This is a genomic window from uncultured Slackia sp. (genome assembly GCF_934630525.1).
Classification (GTDB): domain Bacteria; phylum Actinomycetota; class Coriobacteriia; order Coriobacteriales; family Eggerthellaceae; genus Slackia.
In genome coordinates this window covers 1-17945 of record NZ_CAKTVX010000016.1, presented here as the reverse complement: position 1 = coordinate 17945, position 17945 = coordinate 1, and the positions used below count along the sequence as shown (strand labels likewise).

Sequence of the window (17945 nt, the reverse complement as noted above, 5' to 3'; positions counted from 1 at the left end):
GTGGCTCAGTATGGATAGATGCGCCCCGCAAATGCGGGGCGCATCTTGCGTTGGGGCGCATCTTGCGTTAGATACGCCCCCTGCGTAAAGGATTGGGGCAAAAAGTGACAAAAGTTGCGAATTCGGGGGCGCTGGCCTGAATCTGATGGTGCATTCGCGGGATTTCGCGTCCAAATATGAGATGAAAAGGCGTGAATTAGGGTCAATTTGCCGGCTTTTCGTGTCGAAACTCCCAAAAAAGCAGCGAATCGGCCCCTTTCGGGGATGCGGTTCTGGTTTTAAGGCCCCCGAATTCGCAACTTTTGTCACTTTTTAACGATTTCATTTACGCTGGACCCTCACGACGTCGTGAAAATGTCAAATATGTGACCCTTGGGAAACATTTGTTCAATCAAGAGTAATTGTGCGGCCGAAAGCGGTAAAGTACCTGGTGAATAAAAGCATGGCGCGCATGCGCGCCCAATTGAAACGAGGCCGCTATGGTTATGAATATGGCGACAGCCATTGTGCTGGCGATTTTGATTGTCTGTGTGTGTCTATCGGTTCGCCTGATGATGAAAAAAGGCATGTGTGGCGAGAAAGAGATGTGCGGTTCGTGCTCGGGGCACTGCAGTGGAGGCTGCTCGGCTACGGCGCGTATCGATAAAATGATTGCCGATGCCGATGCGGCGGTTGCCTCGGCGAAGTAGCGAGGCGCCTTTCCATTGAGGGCCGTGCTTCCGACTTTGGCGGTATGACGCTTTGCGGGCTGCGTGATGGACTCGCCAATCGATATCGATATTGCGGCATTTTTCCGAAGCAGCGCGTTGTCTTGTTGAGGCAACGACATCGGCGGGTGCGGCGGCGGAAACAGCGGGAATCGATGCCAGGTAGCAGCGAGCATCGGTGCCCTCAAGCGTTGGCGTTATGAGCTATTGGCGCAGATGGGCTTCGTGATGCCTCGCTTACGCGTTTGGCGTTACTCGCCGAGGTACCCGCATTGCGCCCCGAGTCCTTTCGGATAAACTTCGCTATGTGTGGTATTGTACTCCGCAGGAAGGTCATGCGCGCATGCGCTATTCAAGGAGGCATGTATGTCAGAATCCCAAATGGGCACCATGCTCGAATCTCGCGACAGGGAGCCTTTAAGCCATTCGCTCGAGGATTATTTGGAGGCAATCGTCGACTTGGCGGGTGGCCCCAACGCTCCTATTCGTGCGGTTGATGTGGCTTCGAAACTCAACGTTTCCAAGGCGTCGGTCTCGAAGGCCGTTACGAACCTCAAAGAAAAAGGCTACGCCGTGCAGCCCTATTATGGCGACATCACACTTACCGAAGAGGGCTACGAGTACGGTTCCACGATTTGGCGCCGTCATAATCTGTTGTTCCGCTTCATGACCGAGGCGATTGGCATTGATTCGGAAACCGCCAATTACGAGGCGTGTCAAATTGAACATGGTATTTCCGCCGAATCATTCAGGAAGTGGGAAGAGTACTTGGCCAAACAAGGCATAACCCTCGAGCCATAAAGCACCGTTCCCTTGTTTTCTTTATGCCCTGCGCGCTGGCGCGGGGCATATTTTTTTACCGATAGATTAAAGTTGAATCGCTTACCAGAAGGGGGACGATTATGCACGTTGAACTGTTGTACCACACGCCCGATCCCGAGCGCGCCATCGCGACGGCCGCCCGTTTGTGCTATGCACCCGTTGGTGCGGCTGAGCTCATGGAGACGATGTCGGAAGAGCGTATGCGCAGCGTGCTTTCCACCATCATGGCCAGCGGACACTTCTCGACGCTTGAGCATGTGAGCTATACGTTTGCCATCGATGGCGTTTCGCGCGCGCTTACTCACCAACTGGTTCGTCACCGTCTGGCGAGCTTTAATCAGCAGTCGCAGCGTTACGTCAAATTCAAAGAGGGCGTTTCTGTGGTAAAGCCCGAAAGCGTGCGTGCCAACGAGGAAGCGAATGCTGTTTTCGACGAGGCCATTGAAGCGGCCACGTCGGCCTATAAAAAGCTGCTCGATGCTGGCGTGCCTGCTGAAGACGCTCGTTATCTGCTGCCGAATGCTGCCGAAAGCAAAATCGTGGTTACCATGAACGTGCGCGAGCTGTTGCATTTCTTCAGCTTGCGTTGCTGCAACCGTGCGCAGTGGGAGATTCGCGAGCTGGCGCATCGCATGCTGGAACTCGCGCGCCCCACGGCTCCGTTCGTTTTTGCCGACGCGGGAGCGCCGTGCGTGCGCGGTGCATGCCCCGAAGGCAAAATGACCTGCGGAAATCCGTACCCCAAGGCAGTACGCGAATAGTGCGGCGTTTTGATGCGAAATAGGGCAAAGGACCGTTCCTTTGCCCTATTTTTGTTCGCGGCTGGTCGTAAAATTATGCCCTACGATGAGGCGGGCGATTTGGACGATCCGGGTGAGCCGGAGGAGTCGTCGTTCGCCTGTGCTATGAGTCAAGAAGAAAGCTCCAAGCGTGTCTAACGAAACTGAATGCATGTCGAAAGAACATGAAGCCGACCAGGAAATGCTCGGTGCGGCCGTGAAAAACGAAAGCGGTCAGGCCTCCCGCGAGCGCAGCGCCGTGAAGCGTGCGTTTGCTGAAGACGGTGCGAACAAAACGCACGTGGGCGGCCAGGCGCTTATCGAGGGCGTTATGATGCGCGGCCGGTTCAATTGGGCGGCTGCCGTGCGCGAGCCGTCGGGCAACATCTATATTGAAGAACATGATTTGGCCAGTGGCAAGGCGAAGAACAAATGGCTGTATTGGCCCATCGTGCGTGGCTGCCGCGCGTTTGTGGAGAGCTTGATTTTGGGCTATAAGGCGCTCGAAATTGCCGCGATGCATGCGTATAGCGACGAGGGGGAATTCCCGGAGAAAGCTGAAGAGGCGAACGCGAACGGCGCCATTCCGAAGAAAAGCGCTTCGACTAAGAATGCTTCCTGCGTCGAGCCCGCTGATAAGCATCCGCGCTTTTGCGAAAGCCCCGATGAAGAAAAGCGTGCGAGCCATGAAGAGCATGGCGCCTTCGACGCGGCCGATTCCCGCGCTTGCGAAAGCTTGGGTGAAGATAAAACCGAGGATTATGCAAGGGAGTCCACGACAGAACCTCCTATGGTTTTGGCCAGCGAAAAAGCTGCGGACGCCGCCGCCGGCTTCTCGTGGAAAAATGATTTCGGCAACCCCGACGAAGCGATTGACGCCTTGGGCGCGCAGCGTTCCTTGGATATCGTTGTTGAGCCCAACGCCGCCGAGCCTAACGTGGCTGAGTCCGGCGCGGCTGAACCCGGCACGGTCGAGCTCGATTCGGTCGAGCCCAGCGCGGCCGAGGCTTGCGACGGGGATGACGGCGGTTTTGGCAAGCGCGAAATGGCTATCTCGATGGCGCTTGGCCTGCTTTTGGGCGTCGGCTTGTTCATCATCGCGCCTGCGTTCATCGCGAACGTGCTCGTTGGCGAGTACGATGACAAAACGCTTCTTTGGAACGTCGTTGACGGCATTGTGCGCATCGTCGTTTTCGTGTTCTACATCTGGCTTATTGGCCGCATGCAAGACATCAAGCGCATGTTCAGCTATCACGGTGCCGAGCATAAAACCATTCATTGCTACGAGCATGGTTTGCCGCTCACGCCCGAAAATGCGCGCAGCTTCCCGCGTTTGCACGTGCGCTGTGGCACGGCGTTTCTGATTATGGTCATGATCATCGCGATTTTCGTGTACACCATTACGCCGCTTAACGGCCTCATCGCCGCATGGGGCGTGCCCGATGGCCCCGCAAAGTTGGCGCTCGTTATTGTGGCCCGCATTCTGCTCATGCCCGTAATTGCTGGCATTAGCTACGAAATCACGGTGAAGTGGGCGGGCAGCCATCCTGAAAACCCGCTGGTGAAAGTGGTGCTGTGGCCGGGCATGCAAATGCAGCGACTTACAACCAATGAACCTGACGATGAAATGCTCGAATGCGCTATTGCTGCTATGCAACGGGTGCTCGAGCGAGAAGAGCGCGAGGAAGCGGCCCAGGCTTAGGCGTTTTTGAAAAATCGCAGGCGGCGAGGCCAGTGTGGTCGGCTGGCCTTTGACAAAAGGCATTGGTTGGACGCGCGAAGCCTGGCCCGGGCGTGCGTTTTGCCCAGGCCGCTTTTGCGCTTTTGCTGCGCCGCCCGCGCGGGCCGAGTTGGGCGGTATAATTGCGCCCATGAATACTTCAACTGGAAAACTTGTTTTGTGCCCCACGCCCATCGGCAACTTGGGTGATATCACGTTGCGCACGCTCGATGAGCTGCGCGCGGCCGATGTGGTATGCGCGGAAGACACGCGCGTCACGGGCAAGCTGCTCGCGCATTTCGATATTGAAAAGCGGCTCGAGCGGCTCGATGAAGCGACCATCTCCAAGCAAGCCGATCGCATTATCCAGCGCGTTTTGGCTGGCGAGCGCATCGCATTTTGCAGCGATGCTGGCATGCCGGGCGTGTCTGATCCGGGGTCTCGTCTTGTTGCGTCGGCGCAGGCCGCGGGCGCGCCCTATGAGGTGCTGCCAGGCGCATCGGCCGCTGCGACGGCTTATGTCGCCAGCGGTTTTTCCGACCCGCGCTACTATTTTGGCGGGTTTTTCCCGCGTAAGGCCGGTGAGCGCAAGGCAGTGCTCGAAGCCCTTTCGGATCTCGATGCCTCGCTCGTGTTCTATGAAAGCCCGCGCCGCATAGCCGATGCGCTTGCGGTTGTCGCGGAGGTGTTCCCCGCGCGAGAGGTTGCGGTGTGCCGCGAGCTCACGAAGCGCCATGAAGAAGTCTTCCGCGCTATGGCTTCCATTGCCGCGGAAGAATTTGCCCGCCGCGATGCGGAAGAGGGCGTGAAGGGCGAAATCGCGTTGGTTATTTGCCCCCCAACGGCTGCCGAAGTTGAGGGCAACGCTGCCGTTCAGGCTGCTTCTGCCGCCGAACGCGCGTCTGAGCTTCTTGCCTCTGGTGAAATGTCGCATAAAGATATTGTTGCTGCCCTGCGCCGCGAATTCGGCATTTCGCGTAACGAGGCGTATGCGCTCGTGCACGAACTCTAGGAAGCTTGGCGAGGGGTTGTCGCAAGTCCATGCGTTCGCCTAAGGACGAAAAAGCCCTGTTGCGGCGGCTCCCATGCTATGGTCTGTAATTGTTTCGAAAGGACGATCAATGAACGATTTCGTGTTCTATTCTCCGACGGAATTCATTTTCGGCAAAGGCGTTACCGACCAGGTAGGCGAGCATATTGCCAAGCGCGGCTATAAACGCGCGCTGCTCGTTTACGGCAAGGGCTCCGTGGTGCGCACGGGAACGCTCGACCGCGTGAAGAAATCGCTGGCTGCGTCGGGCGTCGAGGCCGTTGAACTCGCGGGCGTGCGCCCGAATCCCGAAGTGGGGTTGGTGCGCGAGGGCATTGAACTTGCACGCAAGGAAAACGTCGACGTTATTTTTCCTGTTGGCGGCGGCAGCGCGATTGACTGTGCCAAAGCGATTGCGTTTGGCGTGCCCTACGAAGGCGACGTGTGGGACTTCTTCAGCAAAAAGGCGACGATTGCGGAATGTTTGCCTATCGCCTGTGTTCTTACTATTCCTGCGGCTGGTTCCGAAGGGTCGAGCTCGTGCGTTATTTCCAACGATGAACTGGGGCTGAAGCGCGGTACGAATTCGAACTTGTTCCGCCCGAAGGTAGCGTTCCTCGACCCCGAGCTCACGTTTACGCTGCCGCCGTATCAAACGGCCGCTGGCGTGACCGACATGATCGCGCATGTGTGCGAACGCTATTTCAGCGGTACGGGTTCGTCGAGCCTTACCGATAACATCGCCACGGGCATTATTCGCTCCCTTATCGACGAGGCTCCCGTGGCTCTTGCCGAGCCCGAGAACTACGAGGCCCGCGCAAATATTATGTGGGCAGGAACGCTCGCTCATAACGACATCGCGGGATGCGGTCTCTCGGCGACGCCGGCGAGCCGCGCTGGCGGCTGGGAAAGCCATGCGCTTGAGCATGAGCTTTCTGCGTTCGACACTTCCATCACGCACGGCGCTGGCTTGGCGGTGGTCATGCCTGCATGGATGCGCTATGTATGGCGCGAAAACCCGGCTCGCTTCCTGAAGTTCGCGCTGCAGGTGTTCGACATCGAGCCTATCGACGAAACCGATGAGGCAATTGAAGATGCCGTGACGGCCGCGATTGATGAGCTGCAGGCGTTCTTCGTTGATTTGGGCATGCCGCGCACGCTCGGCGAGTTCGGCATTGCTCCCGAAGATGTGGACAAACTGCTGCTGACGCTCAAGGCCAACAAGGGCGAAGTGTTCGGCGGCTTTAAGAAGCTTACGCTGGAAGACGCGAAGGCGATTTATCTTTCGGCGTTCTAGAGGATACATAATCGTACAGAAGTTCGAAACCGCCCGCCTATGCAGTACAATAGGCGGGCGGTGCTTCACTTGCCGGGCGGCGCCTCTGAAAGGAGGTGGTCCCGATGGATACTCAAACGGTTATCGCCATTTGCGCAGTAATGTCAGTTGTTATCGGAGTCGTCGACCTCGTCACCCGCGACAAGTGATCTTCATTGGAAAGGAATAAGCCGGGTGCCCTGAACAAGTAACCCGGCTTAGAACTCAAACGATGTCGCCCGGCTTCGCGGGGCACCGTACTTGCATCTTAGCATGATTCTTGTTTCGAAGGAATGTTCGCTGTGTCTTCTGTACGAAAAACCATGCTGCACGTTGCGGGGTTCGAAGTCGAAGTCACGCGCAAGCAGCAGAAGCATATGTATGTGCGCCTCAAGCCGTGCGCTGGAGGCGCCGATGCGACGGGCGGCTCGTCTGCCGCTCGCTTTCGCGTGTGCGTGAGCGCGCCGCTGCGGTATTCCGACGCTCGAATCGCGCGCTTTGTAGAAGAACGCGCATCGTGGATTCGCGAGCATGCGGCAAAAATGCAATCGAGGGAACGCGATCGCGAAATCAACGGAACATCGTCTTCGCCAACGCAGGAAGAGCTTGCCCAGTGGCGTGCCGTGGTGGCTGCGTTCGTGCCGGCGCTCATAGAGAAATGGGCGCCGATCATTGGCGTTTCACCTGGTAAATTAGCATATCGAAACATGGTGAGCCGTTGGGGCAGCTGCAATGTGAAAACGGGGCGCATCTGCATAAACGTGCAGCTCGCCGCCCAGCCCCCCGAGTGCTTGGAGTACGTGGTGGTGCATGAACTGTGCCACTTGCGGGAAGCGAACCACGGCCCGCGTTTCCACGCGCTGCTTGACGCGTATTTGCCCCATTGGCGCGATGCCGAGCGAAAGCTGCGTGGCGCGATCAGGCGATAGGGAAGGCACCTTGCACGAAAACGCGCGAAGTGCGTAGCCTAAATTCGAAAGCGCGGCAGCATCGACGTTTTGCGAATGAGCGACCAGGCATTACGCAAATGACGCAGTGGCAATTGCCTTCAAGGGTACGCACTTCGCGCGTTTTCGTGCGCAAGAGGTTTTCGCACGGGCCGAACAAAGTTGCGCGGCGCGATTTGGCGATAGAGCGTCAGGTCGAGAGGCTGTGCGAATCCATGCGTGCAGGCAATATTGCTTACCCTCTTTTCCCTCGACGCCTATGACACGTTGTCATAGGCGCCATTGTTTTATGGCATACTTTGCCAAGAATGAATCCACGAAATGAAAGGGGTGCGTATGCTGAGTTCATTGACGATTGCGTACTTCTTTTTGGGCGGAACGGGCGCAGGCGCCGTGCTCGTCGCGTGCCTGCTCGATATACTGTGGGCCCATGAGCCTTTCGGTGCCGCTGCGCCATGCTCCCTCTGTGCTTCTTCGTTGCAACATCGTGCGATTGCTTTCACTTGCGCCGCCGGAGCGTTCTGTTTGATTGCGGGGGCTTTGTGCCTGCTTTTCGATTTGGGCCGCCTGGACCGTGCGGTCTTTCTTATTCAGAACCCCTCGTTCACCTATCTTACGTTTGGCACCGTCGCGCTCGGCTCGCTCATTGTATGTGCGGCGTTTCTTACGATGGTCCGTTTCGTGTACTTGCCTATTATTCCGGGCATTTTGGTGGCCGTGATCGAGGGCCTTGCATGCGTTTTATCGCTGGGCGTTATGCTCTATACGGGGCTGCTGCTGGAAAGCCTTGGCAGCATAAGCGCATGGAACACGCCGCTCGTGCCTGTTTTGTTTTTGCTCTCGTCGGCATCGTGCGGCATTGCGGTGGCGCTCATCTGCGCGTTCTTCGACGGCCATGCCGTGAATGGGTTTGCTGTTCCGCGAATTATGATTATTGCGGATGCTGCTCTTGTGCTGGGCGAATTCGTCGCGACAGTGCTCTACGGGCTCTTTCCTCCCGCCAGCGCGTCATTTGCTGGCTTGGCGACGGGCGACGCGCTTGCGCTCTTGCTCTGGTGGCTGGGTTTCGTCTTCTGCGGAATTGCTGCGCCCCTCGTTTTGGAAGCGATTGCCCATAAACGGCTTTCATTGCCGAATCGGTCGGGCCAGGCGTTCGCATGCCTCGCGATTGCTTCCGTGTTGGTGCTCGTTGGTGGCGCGTGCCTGCGTGTGGGCGTGGTGAATGTGGGGAGCCATGCCAAAATGGAACTTCGGGCCCCCATTGAGCGGCCCGTTCAAACGAACGGCGCTGGAGAGGAGTGGCTGCTATGAAAAGCGATGCCTGCGATGCCTCTCTTTTCGAACTTGATGAAAACAGCAGCATTCCGTTGTGGTTGCAGCTGAAAAACCGTTTCATCTATCTCATTACATCTGGGTACTACAAGCCCGACGACAAGCTTCCTACGGTGCGCGGCCTTGCTGCCGACATTGAGGTGAACTACAACACCATCTCGAAGGTCTATAAGAGCCTGGAAGCCGATGGGTATATCGAATCGAAGCGCCGTCAAGGCGCGTTCGTGTGCGACGTGAGCGACAAGCCAGGCGTGAGCATTTCTGCGACGGCCGAAATCGTGACAACGGAATATGTGCGTCGGTGCAGGGAACTCGGCATGACGCTCGAGGACATAGAGGCTCAATTTGCTGCGGGGATTGCGCGCGAGCGCAAGAAGCTTGAGCAAGGGGAATAAGGAGATATCCGATGTCAAACGTGAACACGGGGAGCAAAAAGCACGAATTCTCGTCGATGATAGGGGCGCCGTCGTCCGATGCCAGCCATATTGCTGAGCCGGCGGGGTCTTCCGGGGTCGTTCGGCGCCGCGCATCGCGCAACGGCGCAATCGTGTTTGGCGTTGTCGTTTTCGCGGTGGCGTTTTGCCTTGTCACGGCTTTGTGGTGGGCGCTTTCGGGGGAAGTCTCGCTTCCCGCGCTCGCTGTGGCGGCGCTCGGCGGCTGGCTTGCCGCCTCGTCGATCCACGTTGTGCTCGAATGGGAAAAGGCGGTTGTCCTGCGTTTCGGCAAATTCAATCGCGTGGCTGGTCCGGGCATTGTTTTCACCATTCCCATCGTTGAGTTTTACACGCTGCGCGTCGACCAGCGCGTGGCGTCGACGTATTTCGGGGCCGAAGAGACGTTGACGGGCGATCTTGTTCCCGTGAATGTTGACGCGGTGATTTTCTGGATGGTGTGGAGCGCGAAGGCCGCCTGTACCGAGGTTGAAGATTACGCGCAGGCGGTGAGCTGGATGGCCCAAACCGCTATGCGCAAGGCGATTGGCCGCACAACGGTCGCCGAGCTTGCCAGCCGTCGCGATCAACTCGATGAAGAGCTCAAAGATGCGCTCGAAGAAAAGCTCAACGATTGGGGTATTACGATCATCGATGTCGAAGTGCGCGATATCGTGATTCCCAAAGAGCTGCAACATGCCATGGCGGCGGAAGCCGTAGCCGAGCGCAAGAAGAACGCCCGTATGGTGCTCGCCGAGGCCGAGGCCGATATTTCCGACATGTTGAAAGACGCGGGCGTTGCGTATGAAGAAAGCGCCGAGGCTATGAAGCTGCGTCAAATGCATCTCGCTTACGAAAGCGTTGAGGAATCGGGCGGCACATTGGTGTTGCCGAGCTCGTTCGCCGAGGGTTTCGTGGAAGAAAAACCCTCAAAGCGGGCGTAAGGCGATAGAAAAAACCAGTTCAAGCGCAAATTATCTCAAAATAGAATAATGATTGTCATACGTTGTCATAGTTTTCCGATTGCCTTTTCCTATGCCGTATGGCAGACTATGACAAAGAGGAAATCGGCCGATTTCTGATAGAGGGGGACTCGGAAAACATATATGCCACAAGCGTGCAGGGGTAGGCACGCCTGGATTCTTGCGGCCAAATTCCGAATGCCCGTCATTTCTTACGCAAGGAATGGAGGAGGCATGTCAGAAGTGAAAGATCCAACGAAGGCGTTGGAATCGACTGGCATTACACGTAGGGGATTTTTGAAAACCACTGGCGCTGCGGCGCTCGGCGCGGGCGCGGTTGCCATGGGGGGCTTGGCTCCTATGACCAAGGCTGAGGCGACCGACGCGGCCGCAACCGAAGGCGAGACGATTGTTCGCACGTCGTGCCGAGGCAATTGTGGAAGCAAGTGCCCCACGAATGTCGTTGTGCGAGATGGCAAGGTCGTGCGCGTTGCTGCGGCGGAATTGCCGGGCGACGATGCGCCGCGTCGTCGTTTTTGCGTAAAGGGCTACACGCAGCCCCAGCGCGTCTACGATCCCGATCGCTTGAAGTATCCCATGAAACGAACGGGCGAGCGTGGCGAAGGCCAATGGGAGCGCATTAGCTGGGACGAGGCAATTGACACCATCGTCGGGAAAATGGGTGCCGCCGTGCAGGAGGCTGGCGGAACGTCTATCGCGTTCTGGTCTTCCTATGGCAGCTATGGCGTTCTGAATGGCCAGATGGCTGGTTATATGTCGGTTGGCTATGGCCGCATGATTACCGCTTTGGGCGCGACGGTGCTTGGCGCCGGTGCCGACTACGCTCAGATTTACGAGCAGTCGACACTGCTTGGCATTTCCGGTAACGACACCGCCGACATCGCCAATGCAAAAACCATTATGGCGTGGGGCGGAAACCCCGCTGAGGCGTATATCCACGATTGGCATTATGTATGTGACGCGCGCGAGAACGGCGCGAAGCTCATCACCATCGACCCGCAGTTTACGGCAAGCGCCGCGCATTCCGATATCTATGTCCCCATTCGCCCCGCAACCGACGGCGCGCTTATGCTGGGCATGGCGAACTACATTATCGACAACGAGCTCATGGACACCGACTTCATGAAGGCGAAGACGGTTTCCCCCTTCCTTATCAAGGAAGATGGCACGTATTTCCGCTTGAGCGACATGGGCGTCGAGCCCACGGAAGGCCCCGTGAGCCCCACGACGGGCAAGCCGACCGTTATCAATCCGAATGTCGTGTGGGATAACGCCACCGGTGCGCCGGCTGCTGCGGCAAGCGCGACCGATCCTGCGCTCGAGGGAACGTTTGATTACCAGGGCCAGACGCTTACCACGGTTTTCCAGAAAACGAAGGATTCCACGAAGGAATATACGGTCGAAAAGGCCTCTGAAATTTGCGATATTCCCGTTGAAACGATCGAAAACCTGGCTCGCATCTATGCGACCGAGGGCCCCGTTGCCGTGCTTACGTTCCAGGGCCTTGGCCACCATGTGAACTCCCATCACAATTACAAGAACCTTGCCTATATTGCGGCTCTTACCGGAAATGCGGGCAAGCCTGGCGCCATGATGACGCGCGGTTCGGGCATGTATCCGTTTAACGCGAAGGCGTATTTCATGGGCATGGGCCCGGGCATCAACAGCACGGGCATGTATCTTCCCAAATTGATGGAAGAAAAGAAGTGGGGCCAGAAAGACGTCGACATTCGCGTTCTGTGGATGGCCAATGGCAATATGCTTTCGTGCGAATCGGGCCGCCAAGAGCTCATCGAGGCTGTTAAAAAGGTCGATTTCGTGGTGTGCGCCGATGTGAATATGACTGATTCTGCCCAATGGGCCGATATCGTGCTGCCCATTCCCCATGCGTATGAAACGGAAGATTTCGACCCAGTGTGCCCGACGCCGTATCCGACGTATTACCACAAGGCGATCGACCCGCTGTACGAATGCAAGACCGACCTTGAGATTCTGCAGCTCATTGCCGAAAAGATGGGTATGTCCAAGATTTACGGCGACGGGGCTTCGACCGAGGAGCTTATGCGCGCGGCCATGGACTCTGAAGCCAATTTGAAGTTCGGCGGCGGTTACGACGCATTCCAGGATGGAAAAGTGGGTCGCAACTACACGCATACGCCCGCGAGCCTGGTCGACACCTTCAAGGGCACCGCATCGCAGCGCTTGGAGTACTACATCGAAAAGCCTGCGCCGCGCAATAACTTCGGCCAAGAGGTGCACGACTACGAGCGCCTGCCGTATTACGAGCACGCCAACGAGTCGTATTGGGAAAACCCGCTGCGCGAGAAATATCCGCTCATGGGATGCAGCCAGCATAACAAGTATCACGTGCATTCGCAGTGCGCCTATACGCCGCTGCTGCGCGAGATCGAGCCCGAGCCCACGCTGAAAGTCAACGCAAGCGACGCTGCCGAACGCGGCATCTCGCAGGGCGATTACGTTCGCGTGTTCAACGATCGCGGCTATGCAGTGCTCAAGGCCGTGGTGACCGAAGGCATCAAACCTGGCGTCGTTTCCATTCCTCATGGCTTCCAGGCTGATCAGTTCGTCGAGGGCCATACGCAAGACCTCACGAATATCGTGATGAACGATTTCTGCTCGAACAGCTCGTTCTATGACTTCCTGTGCGAAGTTGAGAAATACGAAGGGGGTGAGCGCTAATGGCTCACTACGGAATGGTGATTGACACCAAGCGTTGCGTGGGCTGCAATGCGTGCACCACGGCGTGCAAAATCGCCAATAACGTGCCCGAAGGCATTTTCTGGACGCGCGCTTTGACCGATGGCGGCGATGCTCCCGACACCCCGAAGGGCACGTTTCCCAACGTGCAGATGCGCTACATCACCGTGGGCTGCCAGCATTGCGAAAATCCCGCATGCACGAAGGTGTGCCCCGTTGGCGCAACGTATAAAGACCCCGAAACGGGCATCGTTCGCCAAGATTACGACAAGTGCATCGGCTGCCGCATGTGCATCGCGGCCTGCCCTTATACGGGTGTTCGCTCCTTCAATTGGCAAGAGCCTGCGTACCCGATGGATTTCGCCGTTGGCGACGTCGACGCTCCTGCGCACCAGAAGCATACGGTAGAGAAATGCACGTTCTGCTATCAGCGTCAAGCTCGTGGCGAAGTGCCTGCCTGCATGGACCTATGTCCTGCACGCGCGCGTTTCTGGGGCGATTTGGACGATCCCGATTCTGACGTGTCGAAGCTCCTTCGCGAGCGTGAGTATATGCAGCTTCTGCCTGAAAAGGGCACGAAGCCTTCTACCTATTATCTGGTTTAAGGGAGGATGCGCTCATGACTGAAAATGAAAAAGCGGCAACCGCCGTGAAAGACGCTTCTCCCAAGCAGAAGCGTGAGACCTGGGGCGGCAAGGGCCTGAACGTCGCCATCGTCGTGGCGGCCGCGCTCACCGTCGCCGGCATCGCGTGCTGGGCCATGCAGCTTTCCGGCGGCATGGTGCAGACCGGCATGCGCAACCTCGACTCCTGGGGCCTCTACATCACGAACTTCATGTTCTTCGTCGGCCTGTCGGCCGGCGGCCTGATCATCTCGTCGGTGCCCAACGCCTTCGGCATGAAGGGCTTCGGCGGCATCTCGAAGGTCGCCATCTGGACGAGCGTGTGCTGCACCTGCGCGGCCATAGGCTTCGTCGTGGTCGACCTCGGCGGCCCGGCCCGCCTGTGGGAGCTGTTCGTGTACTCGAACTTCTCCAGCCCCCTGATGTGGGACATCCTGGTGCTCGGCACCTACCTCATCCTGTCGGTGATCTATTTGTGGGCGTACCTGCGCGCCGAGGCCGGCCGCATGTCGCACACCGCGATCCGCGCCATCAGCGTGGTCGCGCTCATCGTGGCCATCCTCGTGCACAACGTCACCGCGTGGATCTTCAGCCTCGCCCCGGCGCACGAGTTCTGGCACACCGCGCTCATGGGCCCGTGGTTCGTGGCGTCCGCGCTCGACTGCGGCACCGCGCTCGTGCTCATCGTGTGCCTGGCGCTGCGCCGCGCGGGCTACCTCGCCCTCGACCAGAAGCACGTGACCAACCTCGCCAAGATGCTGGCCGTGTTCGTGCTCGTCGACCTGTACTTCTACGCCTGCGACCTGCTCACGAGCGGGTACTTCGGCGGCGAGGGCGCCGAAGTCGTGGCGATGCTCACCTCCGGCGCGCTCGCGCCCGTCTTCTGGACGCAGATCGCGCTCATGGCCGTCTCGGTCGCCATCCTCGTCGTGCCGAGGCTGCGCACGACCCCCGGCGTCGTCGCGGCGTCCGTCCTCGCGATCCTCGGCGTGTTCTGCAAGCGCCTGCAGATTCTTGTGGGCGGCTTCCAGATTCCGAACCTGCCTTACGACGGCCCCATGACCTCCATGACGGTCACCTCGTGGCAGAACGGCATGGCCGGCGCCTACCAGGGCATGGTCTATGTTCCGCAGCCGATCGAATTCGGCGTCACGCTCGGCGTGCTCGCCATGTGCGTCCTGTTCCTGCTGCTGGGCTTGAAGTACCTGCCCTTGAAGCCTGCCGAGAACATCGACTAGCGCTCCTCTTTTCTTTCAAGCCGGACGCGGCTCCTCCCCAAACCCGCCGCGTCCGGCCCCTTTTTCTATGAAAGGCCCGCCATGGTGAAAAAGCTGCTGTGCGTTGTCTTCGCGTTCGCGTTGGCGTCGGCGTGCGTTTTCGCCGCGGCGGGCGTTTCCTCGGCAAGCGTCGGCGCGCCGCGGGCGATTTCCGCCGCCTCGCCGTGCCCCGCGACCGGGTGCGCGAGCGGGGAGTGCCACGACTACGCGAACATTCCCGCCCCCGACGGCGTGCACGAGATGGCTTGCCCCGAGTCGACCTGTTCTTCGGTTGAGTGCCACGCGTGGGAGACGCTCGTCGGCGGCGGATACCGGAGCGCGTCGGACGCGAGCCTGAACCTGTGGGTTTTGGGCCCGGTGGTGTTTTTCGGCGGGCTCGTGCTGCTGCTGAAGAGGATGGGGTAGGGAATGCCGAAGAAACGGAAGCTCGCCCTCGACGCCACGGCCGCGGCGCTTTTCGCGGTGGCGGTTTTGCCCCAGCTCACGGGCATCGCCGCGCACGAATGGCTGGGCATCGCCGCGCTCGCCGCGCTGCTCGCGCACCTGGCCGCGAGCCTCGACGCGCTCGCGGGCCTTTGCCGGGCGACCGCCCGCGGCTCGCTTCTCGCCCTGGCCCGCGCGGCGCTCGACGCGGCGTTGTTTTTGGCCCTCGCCGTGTGCGCGGTGTCGGGTGCGCTCGTCAGCGCCACGGTGCTGCCGGCGTTCGGGCTGTTCGCGCCGGGGTATTTCGTGTGGGACCCGTTGCACGCGGCCTCCGCGAAGGTGCTGCTCGCGCTTGTGTTGGTGCACGCGGTGAGCCATGCGGGGAAACTCGCGGGTCTCCTGAAGGCGCGGCAATCCAGGGGCGCCGCCGCGCGTGATGCCAAACGAAACGAGTCTCGATAAGGACGCCTCGTGTCGCGTTCGCGGCCATGCGCGTACAATTGCCTAAGCGGTGGGCGGTCTTTGCTTTCTAGGAAAACGTCGGTGCGCCTTGCCCATTTTGTCGTATGCGCCGGTATCTTGGCGCTTTCCCTAGGTTCGAGAGGTTCTTATGGATGACGCGCTTGCAACCCGTCCGACGCTTGCTGCATGGCTCGCTGAATACGACGAAATCGAAAATGACTATATCCAGCACCTGCGCGATCTGGGAATCGAATTCTCGAAGCCGCATGCGTGCGATGCGCAGGTTGCCCGCCTTCGCGCCGAATTGGCGTCGGGCGGGGCGCGCGTGCGCAATGCCGGAGCGAGCATATGCTCGGGCGCGCTTTCGAGTGCGTGCGTTGCTTGTACGGGCGACTGCGGCTCGAAAACGTTCTTTCTCTCGCTTGCGTGCAATCGTTCGTGCTATTTCTGCTTTAACTCGAACCAGGCAGGAAGCGAGCACCTTCGCCGCATGAATGAGCATTGGCAGGCTGAGGTCGACGCGTATTTCGATTCGATTGGCGGCGCTGAAAACGCGACGCATATCGGGCTTACCGGTGGCGAGCCGCTTCTTCATGCGCAGCAGGCGGTTGAATTCGTCTCGTATGTGCATCATCGTGCCCCTCAAGCCCATATTCGCCTTTATACGGCGGGTGATTTCCTTACGGAAGACATGCTCGAACGTTTGCGCGATGCGGGCCTTTCGGAGCTGCGTCTGAGCGTGAAGCTCGATGCCGCCGACGCTCCTGAAGAATCGCGTGCGACGATAGACGACGCGGTGCGAAAAATATCGCTCGTGAGGCGCTTCATTCCGCAAGCTATGGTCGAGATGCCGGTTATTCCTGGTACGAAAGAGGCTATGGAGCTGCTGTTGTGCGAGCTTGATGCGGCGGGCGCGTGGGGTATTAATCTGCTCGAATTCGGATACCCATTCAACGATTGGGGTGAGTTCTCCCGCAGGGGCTTCAAGGCGAAAAACCCTCCGTATCCCGTTGTGTACAACTGGAACTATGCGGGTGGTTTGCCTATCGACGAAAGCGAAGCCCTGGCTCTTGAGCTTGTGCAATTCGCCATGCGCAAAAGGCTGGGCCTTGGGGCGCACTATTGCTCGCTCGAAAACAAGAATCGCGATCAGGTGATAACGCAGAATCGCGTTTTTCGTCCGAACGAGGCGCTGTATGTCCAAGACGAAGGCGATTTCTTCTTCAAAACTCTCAAGGTATTCGATGGCGATATCGAAATCGCCCGTCGTGCGCTCGCGTTGGCGGGCGAGGAAGGGCTTTGCGAGCGTGAGGGCGAATGCCTGCTCATGCATCCGAGCTGCTTCGAGCGAGTGCGCTCGTTGCCCGTGTGCGTGGCGCTTTCGTATAACGTGGTGGAACAGCGCGACGATGGAATCGTGCTGCGAGAAGTGAAATTGGAGCGTGTTATGAACGATTTGACGCACGACAAGGCGCAATGGGCCGTTAAAGCATCGGCTTGGGAACTTGCGGCGTTGAGCTTGAAATACCCCACCGCGACTTTGGTTGACGCTGTTGCGAGCGGCGAATGGGCCGATGCGGCGCGAGAGATCGCGGCAAGCTTGGGCGTCGATTTGCCGTCGTCCTTCGACGCCGAGACGTCATTGGCGCGCGAATCCCTCGAGCAAGAGGGGGGATTGGAGCACTTGAAGACGGAAGCGACGCGCCTTTTCATTGGAGCCCCCCATGCGGCGTGCAGTCCCTACGAAGGCGTGCGTCGTTCGTTGTGCACAGGCACCCAACCGCTGCTCTTTGTGAATCGGTATGCGATGGAAGTTGAGCGGTTCTGCAAATCGTGCGGCCTTTCTCGCCCGCAAGGAACCAATGAGCCGCTCGACCATGTGGCAACCGAATGCGAGCTCCTTGAGCACTTGGCGTTTTCCGTCGCGAGTGATGCCGAAGTGGCCGATGGCGCGTGGGAATTGCCAGGCGGATCGGCCGAGGCCGCCTATGGGCAATTCGTCGACGAGCACGCTGGCGTATGGTTTAAGGAATTTGCCGACGGTCTCGCTTCTACGACCACGCATCCCTTCTATCGCGCAGCTGCAATGTATCTTGCGGCGATTTCTTAAAACGTATTGAAGCGGGCTTGAAGCCTTCTTCGTGCGTCGCGATTCGGCGATAGGGAAGGAACCTTGCACAAAAACGCGCGAAGTGCGTAGCCTAAATTCGAAAGCGCGGCAGCATCGACGTTTTGCGAATGCGCGACCGGGCATTACGTAAATGATGCAGCGGTAATTACCTTCAAGGGTACGCACTTCGCGCGTTTTCGTGCATGAGGCGCTTTCGCATGGGCCGAACGTGTTTTCTCATAGCCCGGCGAAGCCCTTCGGCGTTT

At 58.5% G+C, this 17945-nt stretch carries 16 protein-coding genes; all 16 read left to right on the top strand.

The genetic code is table 11. From position 1 onward, the window contains the following. Positions 1–479: 479 nt before the first annotated feature. The gene (locus Q0D41_RS09735) at positions 480–689 is read left to right on the top strand and encodes a hypothetical protein (protein WP_294378675.1); all 210 of its coding nucleotides are present in this window, start codon (positions 480–482) and stop codon (positions 687–689) included. A 384-nt stretch (positions 690–1073) separates the two neighbouring features. Then, positions 1074–1508, top strand: coding sequence for a metal-dependent transcriptional regulator (locus Q0D41_RS09730; protein ID WP_294378673.1), 435 nt, complete (start codon positions 1074–1076; stop codon positions 1506–1508). Between the two features lie 101 nt (positions 1509–1609). After that, positions 1610–2290 (top strand): FAD-dependent thymidylate synthase, encoded by a 681-nt coding sequence (gene thyX / locus Q0D41_RS09725; protein ID WP_294378670.1) that lies wholly within the window; start codon positions 1610–1612, stop codon positions 2288–2290. A gap of 169 nt (positions 2291–2459) precedes the next feature. Beyond that, positions 2460–4010: a DUF1385 domain-containing protein gene (locus tag Q0D41_RS09720; protein WP_294378667.1), complete on the top strand. Its 1551-nt coding sequence runs from the start codon at positions 2460–2462 to the stop codon at positions 4008–4010. Between the two features lie 169 nt (positions 4011–4179). Continuing rightward, positions 4180–5040, top strand: a complete 861-nt coding sequence (gene rsmI, locus Q0D41_RS09715) for a 16S rRNA (cytidine(1402)-2'-O)-methyltransferase (RefSeq protein ID WP_294378664.1) — start codon at positions 4180–4182, stop codon at positions 5038–5040. Between the two features lie 109 nt (positions 5041–5149). Further along, positions 5150–6355 (top strand): iron-containing alcohol dehydrogenase, encoded by a 1206-nt coding sequence (locus tag Q0D41_RS09710; protein ID WP_294378661.1) that lies wholly within the window; start codon positions 5150–5152, stop codon positions 6353–6355. A 320-nt stretch (positions 6356–6675) separates the two neighbouring features. Then, positions 6676–7302, top strand: a complete 627-nt coding sequence (locus Q0D41_RS09705; protein WP_294378658.1) for a M48 family metallopeptidase — start codon at positions 6676–6678, stop codon at positions 7300–7302. Between the two features lie 354 nt (positions 7303–7656). Beyond that, positions 7657–8631 carry an NrfD/PsrC family molybdoenzyme membrane anchor subunit gene (gene nrfD / locus Q0D41_RS09700; RefSeq protein ID WP_294378656.1) on the top strand — a complete coding sequence of 325 codons (975 nt, stop codon included), beginning with the start codon at positions 7657–7659 and terminating at the stop codon, positions 8629–8631. Continuing rightward, positions 8628–9047, top strand: a complete 420-nt coding sequence (locus tag Q0D41_RS09695; RefSeq protein ID WP_294378654.1) for a GntR family transcriptional regulator — start codon at positions 8628–8630, stop codon at positions 9045–9047. The genes nrfD (Q0D41_RS09700) and Q0D41_RS09695 overlap by 4 nt, the downstream gene beginning before the upstream one ends. A gap of 11 nt (positions 9048–9058) precedes the next feature. Then, positions 9059–10027 carry a slipin family protein gene (locus Q0D41_RS09690; protein WP_294378651.1) on the top strand — a complete coding sequence of 323 codons (969 nt, stop codon included), beginning with the start codon at positions 9059–9061 and terminating at the stop codon, positions 10025–10027. A gap of 252 nt (positions 10028–10279) precedes the next feature. Beyond that, the gene (locus Q0D41_RS09685) at positions 10280–12766 is read left to right on the top strand and encodes a molybdopterin-dependent oxidoreductase (RefSeq protein WP_294378648.1); all 2487 of its coding nucleotides are present in this window, start codon (positions 10280–10282) and stop codon (positions 12764–12766) included. Then, entirely contained in the window at positions 12766–13389 is a 624-nt protein-coding gene (locus Q0D41_RS09680; RefSeq protein ID WP_294378645.1) for a 4Fe-4S dicluster domain-containing protein, read from the top strand. Before Q0D41_RS09685 ends, Q0D41_RS09680 begins: the two co-directional genes overlap by 1 nt. 14 nt (positions 13390–13403) lie before the next feature. Beyond that, positions 13404–14645 carry an NrfD/PsrC family molybdoenzyme membrane anchor subunit gene (nrfD, locus tag Q0D41_RS09675; RefSeq protein ID WP_294378642.1) on the top strand — a complete coding sequence of 414 codons (1242 nt, stop codon included), beginning with the start codon at positions 13404–13406 and terminating at the stop codon, positions 14643–14645. Positions 14646–14726: 81 nt separating this feature from the next. After that, positions 14727–15089, top strand: coding sequence for a hypothetical protein (locus tag Q0D41_RS09670; RefSeq protein ID WP_294378639.1), 363 nt, complete (start codon positions 14727–14729; stop codon positions 15087–15089). 3 nt (positions 15090–15092) lie between these two features. Then, on the top strand, positions 15093–15569 hold the full coding sequence (locus tag Q0D41_RS09665; protein WP_294378637.1) for a DUF4405 domain-containing protein: 477 nt from the start codon (positions 15093–15095) through the stop codon (positions 15567–15569). Positions 15570–15717: 148 nt separating this feature from the next. After that, complete coding sequence (locus Q0D41_RS09660; protein WP_294378635.1) at positions 15718–17679, top strand: molecular chaperone TorD family protein; 1962 nt, start codon at positions 15718–15720, stop codon at positions 17677–17679. Positions 17680–17945 lie beyond the last annotated feature (266 nt).

Coding starts and splice junctions, on each gene's coding strand:
- Q0D41_RS09735 (WP_294378675.1), top strand. CDS start 480: ATGGTTATGAATATGGCGACAGCCATTGTGCTGGCGATTTTGATTGTC.
- Q0D41_RS09730 (WP_294378673.1), top strand. CDS start 1,074: ATGTCAGAATCCCAAATGGGCACCATGCTCGAATCTCGCGACAGGGAG.
- thyX (WP_294378670.1), top strand. CDS start 1,610: ATGCACGTTGAACTGTTGTACCACACGCCCGATCCCGAGCGCGCCATC.
- rsmI (WP_294378664.1), top strand. CDS start 4,180: ATGAATACTTCAACTGGAAAACTTGTTTTGTGCCCCACGCCCATCGGC.
- Q0D41_RS09710 (WP_294378661.1), top strand. CDS start 5,150: ATGAACGATTTCGTGTTCTATTCTCCGACGGAATTCATTTTCGGCAAA.
- nrfD (WP_294378656.1), top strand. CDS start 7,657: ATGCTGAGTTCATTGACGATTGCGTACTTCTTTTTGGGCGGAACGGGC.
- Q0D41_RS09695 (WP_294378654.1), top strand. CDS start 8,628: ATGAAAAGCGATGCCTGCGATGCCTCTCTTTTCGAACTTGATGAAAAC.
- Q0D41_RS09690 (WP_294378651.1), top strand. CDS start 9,059: ATGTCAAACGTGAACACGGGGAGCAAAAAGCACGAATTCTCGTCGATG.
- Q0D41_RS09685 (WP_294378648.1), top strand. CDS start 10,280: ATGTCAGAAGTGAAAGATCCAACGAAGGCGTTGGAATCGACTGGCATT.
- Q0D41_RS09680 (WP_294378645.1), top strand. CDS start 12,766: ATGGCTCACTACGGAATGGTGATTGACACCAAGCGTTGCGTGGGCTGC.
- nrfD (WP_294378642.1), top strand. CDS start 13,404: ATGACTGAAAATGAAAAAGCGGCAACCGCCGTGAAAGACGCTTCTCCC.
- Q0D41_RS09670 (WP_294378639.1), top strand. CDS start 14,727: ATGGTGAAAAAGCTGCTGTGCGTTGTCTTCGCGTTCGCGTTGGCGTCG.
- Q0D41_RS09665 (WP_294378637.1), top strand. CDS start 15,093: ATGCCGAAGAAACGGAAGCTCGCCCTCGACGCCACGGCCGCGGCGCTT.
- Q0D41_RS09660 (WP_294378635.1), top strand. CDS start 15,718: ATGGATGACGCGCTTGCAACCCGTCCGACGCTTGCTGCATGGCTCGCT.